This is a genomic window from Pseudarthrobacter sp. NBSH8, assembly GCF_014217545.1.
In the GTDB taxonomy this organism is placed as follows: domain Bacteria; phylum Actinomycetota; class Actinomycetes; order Actinomycetales; family Micrococcaceae; genus Arthrobacter.
In genome coordinates this window covers 3,827,989-3,841,339 of the sequence record NZ_CP043178.1, presented here as the reverse complement: position 1 = coordinate 3,841,339, position 13,351 = coordinate 3,827,989, and the positions used below count along the sequence as shown (strand labels likewise).

At 65.2% G+C, this 13,351-nt stretch carries 10 protein-coding genes; 8 read left to right on the top strand and 2 right to left on the bottom strand.

Features of this window, described 5'->3' with window-relative positions; translation table 11 throughout:
• Window positions 1–63: 63 nt before the first annotated feature.
• On the top strand, window positions 64–885 hold the full coding sequence (locus FYJ92_RS17785) for a DUF559 domain-containing protein (RefSeq protein ID WP_185261884.1): 822 nt from the start codon (window positions 64–66) through the stop codon (window positions 883–885).
• 180 nt (window positions 886–1,065) lie between these two features.
• Here FYJ92_RS17785 and FYJ92_RS17780 read toward each other — a convergent pair whose 3' ends face one another.
• The gene (locus FYJ92_RS17780; RefSeq protein ID WP_185261883.1) at window positions 1,066–2,058 is read right to left on the bottom strand and encodes a hypothetical protein; all 993 of its coding nucleotides are present in this window, start codon (window positions 2,056–2,058) and stop codon (window positions 1,066–1,068) included.
• A 129-nt stretch (window positions 2,059–2,187) separates the two neighbouring features.
• On the bottom strand, window positions 2,188–3,915 hold the full coding sequence (locus FYJ92_RS17775) for a helicase HerA-like domain-containing protein (RefSeq protein WP_185261882.1): 1,728 nt from the start codon (window positions 3,913–3,915) through the stop codon (window positions 2,188–2,190).
• A gap of 175 nt (window positions 3,916–4,090) precedes the next feature.
• On the opposite strand from FYJ92_RS17775, the gene FYJ92_RS17770 reads away from it, so the two are divergent.
• The 7 genes from FYJ92_RS17770 (at window position 4,091) to FYJ92_RS17740 (ending at window position 13,271) form a co-directional block, all read left to right on the top strand.
• Complete coding sequence (locus FYJ92_RS17770) at window positions 4,091–6,424, top strand: chromosome segregation ATPase (RefSeq protein ID WP_185261881.1); 2,334 nt, start codon at window positions 4,091–4,093, stop codon at window positions 6,422–6,424.
• A 185-nt stretch (window positions 6,425–6,609) separates the two neighbouring features.
• Window positions 6,610–7,599, top strand: a complete 990-nt coding sequence (locus FYJ92_RS17765; protein WP_185261880.1) for an LLM class flavin-dependent oxidoreductase — start codon at window positions 6,610–6,612, stop codon at window positions 7,597–7,599.
• Window positions 7,600–7,856: 257 nt separating this feature from the next.
• Window positions 7,857–8,915, top strand: a complete 1,059-nt coding sequence (locus FYJ92_RS17760) for a LacI family DNA-binding transcriptional regulator (RefSeq protein WP_185261879.1) — start codon at window positions 7,857–7,859, stop codon at window positions 8,913–8,915.
• A gap of 53 nt (window positions 8,916–8,968) precedes the next feature.
• Window positions 8,969–10,270 carry a sugar ABC transporter substrate-binding protein gene (locus tag FYJ92_RS17755; protein WP_185261878.1) on the top strand — a complete coding sequence of 434 codons (1,302 nt, stop codon included), beginning with the start codon at window positions 8,969–8,971 and terminating at the stop codon, window positions 10,268–10,270.
• A gap of 12 nt (window positions 10,271–10,282) precedes the next feature.
• Window positions 10,283–11,248, top strand: coding sequence for a carbohydrate ABC transporter permease (locus FYJ92_RS17750; RefSeq protein ID WP_185261877.1), 966 nt, complete (start codon window positions 10,283–10,285; stop codon window positions 11,246–11,248).
• A gap of 1 nt (window position 11,249) precedes the next feature.
• On the top strand, window positions 11,250–12,182 hold the full coding sequence (locus tag FYJ92_RS17745) for a carbohydrate ABC transporter permease (protein ID WP_185261876.1): 933 nt from the start codon (window positions 11,250–11,252) through the stop codon (window positions 12,180–12,182).
• 3 nt (window positions 12,183–12,185) lie between these two features.
• Entirely contained in the window at window positions 12,186–13,271 is a 1,086-nt protein-coding gene (locus FYJ92_RS17740) for a glycosidase (protein WP_185261875.1), read from the top strand.
• Window positions 13,272–13,351: the final 80 nt, after the last annotated feature.

Sequence of the window (13,351 nt, the reverse complement as noted above, 5' to 3'; positions counted from 1 at the left end):
GAGTTATCCACATACGGGCGGCATGGGGCGCGGCCAGGCCCCCGGCGGAGGCAGCATGGCCACATGGATGTGCACCAAGCACTGCAGCTTTGCGGCGGAGCAGCCCGGCGCCCGGCGCTGGGCAGGCTCGGAATAGATGATGCGTCGTTGCGCCGGGCAGTCCGGGGCGGGCAACTCCTCCAGCCGGACCGCGGGTTGTACTCGCTCCCGACGGCGCCGGCAGAGCTTGTGGGCCTGTTGCGCAACCGCCAACTCCTGACGTGTGCCAGCGCCGCTCCCCACCATGGGTTGTGGTCGCTGCCCTCCTCGGGCGCCCTGCATGTGCATCACCGCAGGGCCGATGCGGTCGCCGGCAGCCGAATCCACCATGCCGGGCTGTTGCTGGCGCCACAGCCTGACAGGCCCACAGCCGCACTGGCCGATGTCCTGATTCACGCACTGAGGTGTCTGCCTTTTGCCGACTCGCTGGTGATGGTGGAATGTGCCGTTCAGCGGGGAGACATGACCGTGGATTTTCTGAGGGCCAGGCTGCCCGGCAGGCGGAACGGCCCTGCGCGTGAGATCCTGAGGTGGGTGGACCGGGGTTCGGACTCGCTTTTGGAAACCTTGGCCCGGACCTGTTTCCGGCAGGCCGGGATCCAAGTGGAAACCCAGGCCTACCTTGAACGGGTGGGTCAGGTTGATCTCCTGTTGGAGGGCTGGCTGGTGGTGGAGCTGGACGGCCTGCAACATGCTGAGTGGTCCCAGGTGAAGAAGGACCACCGCCGGAACAACGAGTCGGTGGTCCAGGGCTGCACCACGCTGCGGTACTACTACGCGGATGTTGTTTACTCGCCGGCGGACATGGTGGGGCAGGTCGTATCAGTGCTGGCCAGGCGCCGGTAACGGCTTCCATCACGCAGCCCTCACGTCACGGAGAGCATTCTTTTGGGCGGTCGGGGGGGGGGGGGGGGGGAAGCCCCGGAAAGTCAGGGGCTGGCGCGATCGGTGGCGGCAAAAGCGTGCTGTGCGTGGCACGCGCTCCGCCGCCCGCGGGTCTGCGGCAGCCAGGCCAGCGGCGCCGGGCTAGTAGCTCAGCAGCGGGGTGACCCTGATGGTGTCGCCGGCGACGTCCAGGCGGGTGGTGAAGCTGAAGTCCACCTCTTCGTTGAGCGGGAACCAGGCGCCTGTGAAGGAACTCTGCTGGACCGCCTCCACCTTGGCCTTCCCGTCGAGGGGTGCAATCACCCAGCGGCCATCGAAGGGCTCGATGGAAATCTCCGGGTACTTCGTGATGGTCCACTTGATGGTGCCGTCGTCCACATTGTTGTGGCTGGCGAAGTAGAAGGGGCAGTCCGGTTGCAGCTTTTGCTGCTTCACGGCTTGGGCGGCGCAGGTGTCCAGAAACTCCTGTACCTTCGCACCAACGTCCTTCCGCAGCTGGTCGGTGGCCTCGGTCAGCAGGTTCAAGGGAGCCACCGGGACATCGCGGGACGTCACCGTGGCGCGCGTGGCGGGAGCAGCGAAGTATTCACCGTTCAGGGATGCCTCGTATTCGCCCGGGTAGAATACGGCGAACGAATTTCTGCCCTGGGGCATGTTCACCGGGACGCCGTTGAGGTTGGCTTCGCTCGCGTTCACCGCCGTCAGGCCCACTGTGGGCAGCCGCGAATGCACAAACGCCCACGTATTAAAGAACAGCCATTCGGTGCCGTTCTTCTCCAGTAGAAACTCGGTGTGAAGCCTGCTGCCATCGATCGTATATTGCACGGGCACCATGACCTGGTTTCCTGAGCGTTCTTCGGCATCGCCGATGGTGATGTTCGCCAGGCGGGAAGCGGCCGTCTGCAGTGCTGTGCCGTCGAGCATGGCGGCGTTGCTGGGCGGCACTGTGGCACGCAACAGGCCCAGCGCCTTGCCGCCGTCACCCTCGTGGAGGGCGTCCAGGTATTCCCGGACAGGCTGCTGTGGACTGGCCACCGTGTTGTTCACCACGTTGACCCCAACGATGGCCGCGGCCACGGCAAGCATGAGGCCAAGCAGCCACCCTGCTGCCATCCTCACCAACGCCTGACTCATCTGCACTTCCCTTACGTTACCTGCAAGCCCGCTGAACACAGGTGTTGCCGCCGCCCCGTGTAGCAGGGTGCGTCGGCTTTCCTGACGTCCGACGGCGGGAAAGCCAGGGCGGATATCGTCCGGTTTTTACTACCGCCGGCGCCGGGACGAGGTGCCGAAAACGCCGCGGAGCAGTTCCCGGCCAAGCTGCGTACCCAGGGAACGGGCCATGCTCTTCAACCCGCCGCCCAGGGCACCGCCGAGTACTCCGGCAAGGTCGCCCGCCATGCCGCCGCCGGCAGGGGCCGCAGGTTCCGGTGCACGCCGCGAGGGCGCATCAGTGCCGGCGCCACGATCGGGCACCGGTGTGGGCCGGCTGCTGGGCCGTCCCAGGATTTCCTCCTCGATCCTGCGGGCCTCGGCGTCGACGTCGGCCTGGCCCGAACGTGACTGGCCCGAACGTGAGTGCCCGGAAGTCCTTGGAGCCGGAGGCTGACCCGGGGCGGCTCCGCCGGTGGGAGCCGCGGTCTTGCCGGTAAGTTTCTCGTACGCGGAGACATTGTCTACCGCGGTCCCGTACTTGGCGAGCAAAGCGGACCCGCCCACGGTGCTATTGATGAGCTCCTCTGTGCTGGGGCCCATGACGGACTCGGGTGCACGCAGCCGGGTGTGGGCAACCGGCGTCGGGGCGCCCTTCTCATTCATAACGGTAATGATGGCCTCCCCGATCCCAGCTGACGTGAGGGTTTCCTCGAGGTCATAGTCGCTGACCGGGAACGTTGACACAGTGGCTTTCAGGGCCTTGGCGTCCTCGGGTGTGAAGGCCCGGAGGGCGTGCTGGATGCGGTTGGCCAGCTGGCCCAGGACGCTGGCGGAAACGTCTTTGGGGGTTTGGGTAACGAAGAATATCCCCACGCCCTTTGAACGGATCAGCCGGACCGTGGTGGTGATGGCGTTCAGGAAGGCCCTGGATGCGCCGTTGAACAGCAGGTGTGCCTCGTCAAGAAAGAACACCAGTTTGGGCTTGTCCAGGTCACCGGCCTCGGGGAGGTCCTCGAACAGGTCCGCCAACAGCCACATCAGGAAGGTGGAGAACAGCATCGGCTTGGTCTGCAGGGTGGGCAGCTCCAGGCAGGTAATGACGCCGCGCCCGTCGGGGGCGGTCCGGAGCAGCTCGGCCGTGTCGAATTCAGGCTCGCCGAAGAACCTTTCCAGGCCCTGCGCTTCAAGATTCACCAGTTCACGGAGGATGACACCTGCGGTGGACTTTGACAGGCCGCCCAGTTCCTCCAGCGCGTCCTTGCCTTCGTCGGAGGTGAGGAACTGGATGACTGCCCGGAGGTCCTTGAGGTCGATCAGCTCGAGGTTGTTTTTGTCCGCAAAGTGGAAGACCAGCTGCAGGCTGGACTCCTGGGTGTCGTTGAGCTCCATTACGCGCGAGAGCAGGATGGGGCCAAACGATGTGATGGTGGCACGGACGGGAATTCCATTGCCGTCGCCGCCCAGGGCCAGGAACTCCACCGGGAACGTCTTGCCGGCCCAGGCCTGGCCGATGCTGTCGGTGCGGGCCTTCAGCTTCTCACTGCCGGCGGCCGCCGTGGCCAGGCCGGAAAGATCGCCCTTGATGTCCGCGAGGAACACGGGAACTCCGGCTGTGGACAGCTGCTCGGCCATCATGTGCAGCGTGACCGTCTTGCCGGTGCCGGTGGCGCCGGCTACCAGGCCGTGCCTGTTCATCATGGCCAGCGGCAGGCGGACCTGGGCTTCCTTGTGGAGTTCGCCGTCCACAATGGCGGCACCCAGCTCGATGGTGGCGCCTTCCAGCGTATAGCCCTTCTGGATGGTGGCGAGTTTTTCTGCAGTGGTTTTGTTGGCCATGCCGCTAGCTTAGCGGGGCGACGAAGCGAGTAGTGGCCCGGCCGTTTCCCAGAAAAACGAGTACTCACGCCAAAAAGACAGGTGCCCATTACGCGTGTGCACCATCGGGGTGTCCCCTTACGGTGACTAATAGCGGCCGGACTGGCCCGCGCTACCGGTCTCACCAGGAGTCTCCATGCCTACTGCAGCGTCAAAATCCTCTCTCACCAGGCGGCTTGCGGCCGCGGTTGTCCTACCCGGGCTCCTGACCAGCACGATGGTCTTCGCCGTGCCCGCTACCGCAGCTCCGGGAACTGTCACGGGCATCTGCAACGGCGTGGTGAACCAGTTGGCCCACCGGGGCTCGGTTCAGGAGAACCTCCTAAAGGCCGCGGCCAGGAAGAACGCCGACGCGATCGTTGCCCTGCAGGCCCAACGCAGCGTGCTGCAGGCGACGGCATCAACTTTGACGACGCAGATTGCCGACGCGGACAAAGCGCTGGCTGACCTTGAGGCCCAGGAGACGGCCCTGACCCAGGCAACCGGGACCGCCCAGTCCCAACTGGACCTGCTGACATCGGATCAGGCAGCAAAGGCCGCCGATGTGTCTGACGCCCAGGCTGCCCTCGCCACACTGCAAGGTCAGAAGTCGGACGTCGAAGATCAGCTGACGCCGTTGCAGAAAGACCTTGCCGCCGCGCAGGCCGCAGCTGGAGACCTCCGCAGCCAGGCAGACGCAGTCGACGCGAAAATTGCGGCAAACAACCAAGCCGTCGCCGCAGCCCAGAGCGAGCTTGCCACGCTGAAAGAGGCAGCAGACAACACCGCGGCCAATCTTTCGGCTAAGGAAGCGCAGATCCAGGCGGCCCAGGCCGAACTGTTGACACTGACCGCGGCGGCACAGCAGGCCGCAGCCGCCGTCGGCCTCGCGTCCCAAGCCGTGACTGACGATGAAGCAGAGCTCAAGCGCCTGCAGGAGGCGGGAACCACCGCCGAAGATGCCCTGCAGGCGCAGCAGGCAAGTGTCGCGGCGGCACAGCAGACGTTGTCGGTCATGCAGGGGAAGGCCGCGGATGCCGTCGCTGCCGTCACCGCGAAACAGGCGCAAATCGCCACCGCCACCACTGAATTGGCAAACCTCCAGACCGCGGCCGCCAGCGCCGCGTCCGCCCTCGCAGACAAGAATGCCGCCATCACTGCGGCCCAGGCTGAACTGACCACCCTTCAGGCTAACGCTGCGGCGGCAGCGGCGGCCGTTAGGACCAACGCTGACAACATCGCCGCGGTGAACGTCACCATTGCCGCGCTTCAGGGCCAGATCGCAACCCTGAACACGCAGATTGCGGCCAAACAGAGCCAACTGGCCCAGGCGCAGGGCGACTTGGCGACACTGCAGTCAACAAAGACTAGTCTTGAAGCCGAAATCGCCAACTTGACGGCCCAGATCGATGCCATCAATGGAAATTCCAGCAGGAAGCGGGAGCTTGAGGCCTCGCGCACACTCAAGCAGACCCAGCTTGCGAACATCACGACGCAGATCACTGACAAGAACACCCTGATCTCCGGCCTGCAGGGCGACCTCAACACGCTGAATAGTCAGGTCGTAACGCTGAATGCCCAGCTCCTAACAAAACAGTTGGAAAGCAGCACCCTGCAGCAGCAGGCCGCGCCGCTGCAGGCTGTACTGACCGCAGCAGACGCCGCTATCACCTCCAAGGAAGCAGACCTTGCGGCGCTGAAAGCCCTGGCACCCTCACTCCAGTCCGCCGTAAATCAGGCCAACGCCGCAGTCACCGCCAAACAGGCAGAGCTGACCAACCTGCAGAACGAGCTCCCGGCCCTGCAGGGTGCCGCAGCGGCAGCCGCCAGTGCTGTGGCGGCACAGGAAAAGATCGTAACGGACCTCGAAGCCGCGTTGCCGGGACTGGAAACGGGTGTCCAGGAAGCCCACGCTGCCATCGCCGACCAGCAGGCCGTCCTGGATGCGCGCAAGTCCGCCCTCGCCGACGCCCAACAGGCCCAAGCCGCGGCCGAATCCGCAATGGATGCGAAGAAGACTGAGCTCGCAGCTTTGCAGGGCCAGCTCCCCAGCCTCCAGGCTGCAGTCGATGGGGCCAACAGCGCCGTCACGGCGAAGACTAGCGAAATCGCCGCGCTTAACCAGATCGGGGACAAATTCGTAGCCGACCTGGCCAACATTAACGCCCAAATCACCTCCAAAGAAGCAGAAGTACTGGCCCTGCAGACACGCGTGAATCCGCTGCTGAGCCAGCTCAACCAGCTCAACGGGGAAATCAGCGCCGCGGAGGCAAACTTGGCGTCCCTGCAGTCGCAACTGACCACCCTCGACGGGCAGGTTACAGCGGCGCAGACAAAGCTTCGGGAACTCCAGGGCCAGAAGAAGCCGAGCAACGACGCAGTCAAGGCACAGAAAGACGTCGTCACCGCCCTCCAGACCAGGCTCGGGGACGTCCAGAAGCAGATCGCAGCCGTCGATTCATCGATCGCCCTTGGGGGGTGCGCCGCCTGATTCGTGAGTCCAACCCAACGCGGGGTCACATCGCGCCTATAAAGTCCTCCGGGATGGGCGCGATGTGACCCCGCGTTGGTTTAAAACCCGCAGAAATAACCCGGGCGCCGCCGTCGTTGTCCACAGTGCGCCCGCCGCGACCCGGCCGGCCACCCTACGCAACGCATTGAAAGGCCGGCACCGACGTGACGCTTCCCCTCTCCATCCTTGATCTGGCAACCATCGGCAAAGGCCAGACGGCGGCGGAGAGTTTCGCGGGCAGCGTGGCCATGGCGCAGCGGGCGGAAGAGCTTGGGTACCGCCGGATCTGGTACGCGGAGCACCACAACATGTCCGCCATCGCGTCGTCGGCCACCAGCGTGCTGATCGCCCACGTGGCCGCCCACACCAAGACCATCAGGTTGGGCGCCGGCGGAATCATGCTGCCCAACCACTCGCCGCTGACCATCGCCGAGCAGTTCGGCACGTTGGAGACGCTGCACCCGGGCCGGATCGACCTTGGCCTGGGCCGCGCGCCCGGCAGCGACCAGAACACCATGCGCGCGCTGCGCCGGGACCCCATGTCCGCGGACACTTTCCCGCAGGATGTGCTGGAGCTGCAGGGCTACCTCACCGGTCCCACCCGGATCCAGGGTGTGGAGGCCACCCCGGGCAAGGGGACCAATGTGCCGCTGTACATCCTCGGATCGTCATTGTTCGGCGCCCGCCTTGCCGCCCAGTTGGGTCTGCCGTACGCCTTCGCCTCGCATTTCGCCCCCAACGCCCTGCAGGACGCCGTGGCCCTCTACCGCAGTGAATTCAAGCCCTCGGCCCAGCTGGACGCACCGCACGTGATCGCCGGCGTCAACGTCATTGCCGCCGATACCGCCGCCGAGGCACAGACGGCTTTCCGTGCCACCCTGCGCGCCCGCGTCTCACTTTTCTTCGGCGGCGGGCGCGAGTTCTCGGACGATGAAGCGGACATGATCCTGGACTCCCCGCAGGGCCAGCACGTCTCGCAGATGATGACGTACTCGGCCATCGGAACCGCGGACGTGGTGCTCGACTACCTGGACGGGTTCGCCAAGGACGCCGACGCCGACGAACTGATCGTGGCGCACCAGAACACCGGCACCGAGGCCAGGATCCGCTCCGTGGAGCTGCTGGCGGAGGGTGCCGGGCTGGCCCGGGTGTAGTCCCGAGCAGCCACCAGCGAGGGGTGACGTACGCGCGTCACGCCACGCACCCTTTTGGAAGGCCCGACGGCGGGGTCCCCGGTATCACGCGGCGGACGCAGCCGTCGTGGTCCAAAAGCGTGCCGTGCGTGACGCGATTTGCATCTGTAAGTCAGCCAGGCCCTTGACATCCACCAGCTGAACCGGTTAAGTAGAATCCACTGAACCGGTTCAGTGGCGTGAGCCACGGGACCCGAAACCTAAAGGGCACCCACATCATGGCAGTAACCATCAGCGACGTCGCCCACGCGGCCGGTGTCAGCAAAGGTGCTGTCTCTTATGCGCTCAACGGCCAGCCCGGCGTCAGCGATGCCACCAGGGGCCGGATCTTGCAGGTCGCCAAGGAGCTAGGCTGGAAGCCGAGCCTCCGTGCGAAGGGCCTCTCCTCCGCGAAGGCCTACGCCTTGGGCCTGGTGGTGGCCCGCGATCCCGAGCTCCTCGGCACGGACCCCTTCTTCCCGGCCTTCATTGCGGGCATCGAAACCACCCTCGCCGAGCACGATTACACCCTGGTGCTGAGCGTGGCCACCGCCCCTGGCGCCGAAGAGCGGGCCTACCGCAAACTGGCCGACGGCGGCCGCGTGGACGGCGTGATCCTGACCGATGTGCGGCACAACGATTCCCGGATCGGCCTGCTGCGTGAGCTCAAGCTGCCGGCGGTGACGCTCAACAGGCCGGATTCGGACTCACCCTTCCCCGCGGTGTCCATGGACGACACGGACGGCATCACGGCCGCCGTCGAACATCTCCTCGCCCTGGGGCACGTCCGGATCGGCCATGTGGGCGGCGCCCAGGAATACATCCACGGCCGCAGCCGCCGCCAGGCCTGGGAGTCGGCCATGGCCGCCGCCGGCCTGTCAGCGGATCTGTTCGCGGAAGCGGATTTCACGGCGACTGGGGGAGTGGCCGCCACCGCGGAACTGCTCCGCCGGCCGGACCGCCCCACCGCGATTGTCTATGCGAACGACCTCATGGCGACGTCCGGCCAGTCGTTCGCCCAGTCCCAGGGCCTGAGCGTTCCGGGAGATCTGTCCATCACCGGTTACGACAACGCCGAGTTCACGCAGTACCTCAACCCGCCCCTCACCACTATCGCCACTGACCCTATGCGCTGGGGCAGAGTTGCCGCGCAGGCCCTCCTGGACCAGCTCAACGGCACGCACTCCGGCCAGGATACGGACCTGCAGGCACCTTCCCTGCTGGTCCGCGCCTCCACCGGCCCCGCCCCATCCGCAACCACCAAGCCGGCCCCCCAGCAATCCCCGACGCAAGCATAAAAGCACACCGACCAGTAGCAGATCCCCACCGGGACCAGTACCAAGGAGTCGCAATGAAGCGCTTTACAAAAGCCACGCGCGTAATGTCACTGGCCGCCCTCACCGTGATGGGCGCCGGCCTGGCAGCCTGCGGCGGTGGCGGCGGAGAGCCCGGTGGCGGCTCGGCCACGTCCGCCAAGGGCCCCATCAAGATCTGGTACTCCAACAACGAGTTCGAGGTTAAGTGGGGCAAAGCCATGGTGGAATCCTGGAACGCCGCGCACCCGGAGGAAAAGATCGATGCGCAGGAGATACCTGCCGGCAAGAGTTCCGAGGAAGTCATCGGCGCCGCCATCACGGCCGGCAACGCGCCTTGCCTGGTCTTCAACACCGCGCCGGTGGCAGTTCCCCAGTTCCAGAAGCAGGGCGGTTTGGTGGCACTGGATGAATTCCCGGACGGGCTCCAGTACATCAAGGACCGTACCGGGGACCTGGCCGACCAGTACAAGTCCGCGGACGGCAAGTTGTACCAGCTGCCCTGGAAGTCCAATCCCGTAGTCCTCTTCTACAACAAGGACATGTTTGCCAAGGCAGGGCTGGATCCCGAGAACCCGAAGCTGGGATCCCACCAGGAACTGCTGGACACCGCCCGCACCCTGGTGTCCTCCGGTGCTGCCACAAATGCCATCTGGCCATCACCGGCCAGTGACTTCTTCCAGGCCTGGTTCGACTTCTACTCCTTCTACGCCGCCAACTCCGACGGCACCCCGCTGGTGAAGGACGGCAAGGCAACGTTCGACAGCGAGCAGGGCAAGCAGGTAGCCGCCATGTTCGAGACCCTCTACAAGGAGAACCTCGCCTCCAAGGAGGTCTACCAGGGTGACTCCTTCGCCGAAGGCAAGGCCGCCATGTCGATGGCCGGGCCCTGGGCCATCGCGGCCTACAAGGACAAAGTGAACTGGGGTGCAGTTCCGGTCCCGGCGGCCACGGCCAAGGCTGATACCTCAACCTTTTCCGACGCCAAGAACGTGGCCATCTACTCCGCCTGCGGGAACCAGGGCACCGCTTGGGAGGTCCTGAAATTCGCTACCAGCAAGGAGCAGGACGGCAAGCTGCTGACCGATACCGGCCAGATGCCGATGCGCAAGGACCTTCCCACGGCCTACGCGGACTACTTCGCCAAGAACCCGGCGTACACCCAGTTCGCCGAACAGGCTGCGCGGACGGTGGAGGTCCCCAACGTCTCGAACTCCGTTGAAGTCTGGCAGACTTTCCGCACCGCCTACGCCAAGGCCGTGATTTTCGGGAACGAAAGCATCGACACCGCGTTCAAGGACGCAGCGGACAAGATCAACCAACTGGTAGCCCAGAAGTAGCGTTGACCCCCAATGTCACTCCGCTCTTCCAGTGGGAACCCCGTCACGGGGAAACCGGTTGGCGGGACGGCGGACCGGCGGCTGGTGCCCAGGAGGCGTAAGAACTTCCTGGGTCCCCAGCCGCTGGGGCTGCTGTTCAGCGCCCCCTATGTCATCTACATCCTGGCTGTCCTGGCGTTTCCCCTCGGCTACGCCGTCTACATTTCCTTCCACGATTTCTTCTTCACGGCACCACGGGTCACGGTGGACCGGCCGTTTGTAGGGTTCGATAACTACATCACCGTCCTCTCCGACCCCGCCGTCCAGCGCTCGTTCCTGAACATCGGCGTCTTCCTGATCATTAACGTCCCGTTGACGGTGGGCCTGTCCCTGTTGCTGGCTAACGCCCTGAACCGTGTGACCCGGCTGAAGACGTTCTTCCGCCTCAGCTACTACGTTCCCTACGTGACGGCGAGCGTCGCCGTCGTGGGTGTCTGGCTGTTCCTGTTCCAGGGAAACGGGCTGATCAACACGCTGCTCGGGCCCCTGGCGCCGTCCCCCTCCTGGCTGGTGAATTCGTGGCTGGCCATGCCCACCGTGGCGCTCTACGTGACGTGGAAACAGCTGGGATTCTTCATCCTGCTGTACCTCGCGGCGCTACAGAACATCCCCGATGAGCTGTACGAATCAGCGGCTGTGGACGGCGGCAACAAGTGGGTCCAGTTCTGGAACATCACAGTGCCCGGCGTCCGGCCCGCCAGCGTCCTGGTCACGCTGCTGGCCACCATCACCGGCGCGAACCTCTTCACCGAGCCGTACCTGCTGACCGGCGGCGGCGGCCCGGACGGGGCCTCGGCCTCCCCCGTGTTCATCATGTACCAACGGGGCATCCTGCAGGGAAACCCCGACGTCGCGGCCGCGCTGGGCGTGGTGCTGGTGATCGGCGTCCTGCTGATCGCCCTGATCCAGAAACGCCTCGTCGGCGGGAAGGAGGACTGACATGTCCGTCACCAACGCACAAAACGCCAAGAACGACGACGACGCCAGCAGGCTCCCCGAGCAGGCGGAACCTGTGCTTCGTTCCGACTCGGGCGTCGAAAAGCGCCGCAACCTGGGCGTGGGCAGCTTCTTCCTGCTGGGCGGGGGCGCCTTCGTTTTCCTCTTCCCGTTCTATTACATGCTCATCGGGTCGCTGCAGGCCTCCCCGGACACCTCGATTTTCGGCGCGTTTCCCAATCCGGCCAACATCACCGGCGCGAACTATGTGCAGATCAACGAGTCCATCAACCTGTTCCGCGGGCTGCTCAACTCCGGCATCTTCACCGGCGGTGTCATCCTCTTTACGGTGATTTTCGGGCTGCTGGTGGGCTATGCCCTGGCGCAGATGAAGTTTCGCGGCCGCGGCGTGGTGTTCGGCATGATGCTGCTGGTCCAGATGATCCCCTTCCAGCTGCTGCTCATCCCGCTGTACGTCATGATCGTGCGCGATTACGGCCTTGCGGACAGCTACCTGGGCATGATCCTGCCGTTCGCCATCAACTCCACGGCGGTGTTTGTGTTCCGCCAGTACTTCCTCCAGTTGCCCTCAACCCTGTTTGAGGCGGCCCGGATCGACGGCGCCTCGGAGCTGCGGATCCTGTGGCAGATCGCCATTCCGCTGGTGCGGCCAGCCATAGTCACCGCCGTGCTGCTGACCTTCATCGGCCCGTGGAACGAGTTCCTCTGGCCGTTCCTGGTCACGAAGGAGCAGTCCCTGCAGCCGTTGGCCGTGTCACTGGCCAACTTCATCTCCAACATCGCCGGCCAGGCCGGCAACCCGTTCGGTGCCATCCTTGCCGGTGCCTGCGTCCTGGCGGCCCCCGCCGTCGCGCTGTTCATTTTCTTCCAGCGCCAGTTCATTTCCACCAATATCGGTTCCAGCGTAAAGGGCTAATCAATGACTTCCCCCCACACTTCTGTACTGCCCACTGTCCCCTTCACCCTCACCCGCGCCGGCGTCGTCATGACCCCCGAGCCCGGCAACGACTTCGAGGCCGAGGGCGTTCTCAACCCCGCCAGCGGCCGCGGCCCGGACGGCGAGCTGTACCTGCTGCCGCGGCTTGTGGCCACCGGCAACGTGTCCCGCGTGGGCCTCGCCAAGGTGGTCATCAACGATGACGGCGTGCCCACCGGCGTGGAACGCGAGGGTGTGGTCCTGGCCCCGGACGAAGGCTGGGAACGCGGCATGAACAACGCCGGCACCGAGGATCCGCGCACCACCTGGGTGCCCGCCCTCGGCAAGCACCTCATGACCTACGTGGCGTACGGCCCGCTGGGGCCCCGCCTCGCCTTCGCGCACTCCGAGGACCTCCGGAACTGGGAACGCCTGGGCCCCTGCTTCTTCGAGTACCAGGCCGATCTCTCCATGGACCTGAACCTCTTTCCCAACAAGGACGCGGTGTTCTTCCCGGAGCCGGTGAACGACCCCGACGGCGTGCCCTCCTACGCCATCCTGCACCGCCCCATGTGGGACCTCGGCTGGATCCGTCCCGGCGAAGGCGAGCACCTGCCCGCCGGCGTGACGGACAACCGTCCCGGCATCTGGATCTCCTACGTGGCCGTGGCCGACGTGGAGCGGGACCTGCGCAACCTGGTGCACCTGGGCAAGCACCGTCTGGTGGCCCTCAGCGAGTTCCCCTTTGAGGAACTGAAGATCGGCGGCGGCCCGCCCCCCATCCGCGTGGACGAAGGCTGGCTCCTGATCCACCACGGTGTGGCCGGCAAGATGGCCGCGTCTGCCTTCGAGCAGCAGCAGAACGTCAACTACACCGCGGCGGCCATGATCCTGTCCGCGGATGATCCGTCCCAGGTCATCGCCCGCAGCGACAAGCCCTTGTTGGCGCCCGAAACCGAGGACGAGATTTCCGGGATCGTGCCGAACGTGGTGTTCCCCACCGCCATCGAGAAAATCGGCGACCAGCTGTTTGTGTTCTACGGGATGGCGGACTCCAAAATCGGTGTGGCCAAACTGGACCGGGTCTGACCCCGGTGTCACGCGCGGCAGCCTTTTGGAAAGCACGACGACGCCCTGCCGCGGATTTGCGCGGTGGGGCGCCGTCGTCG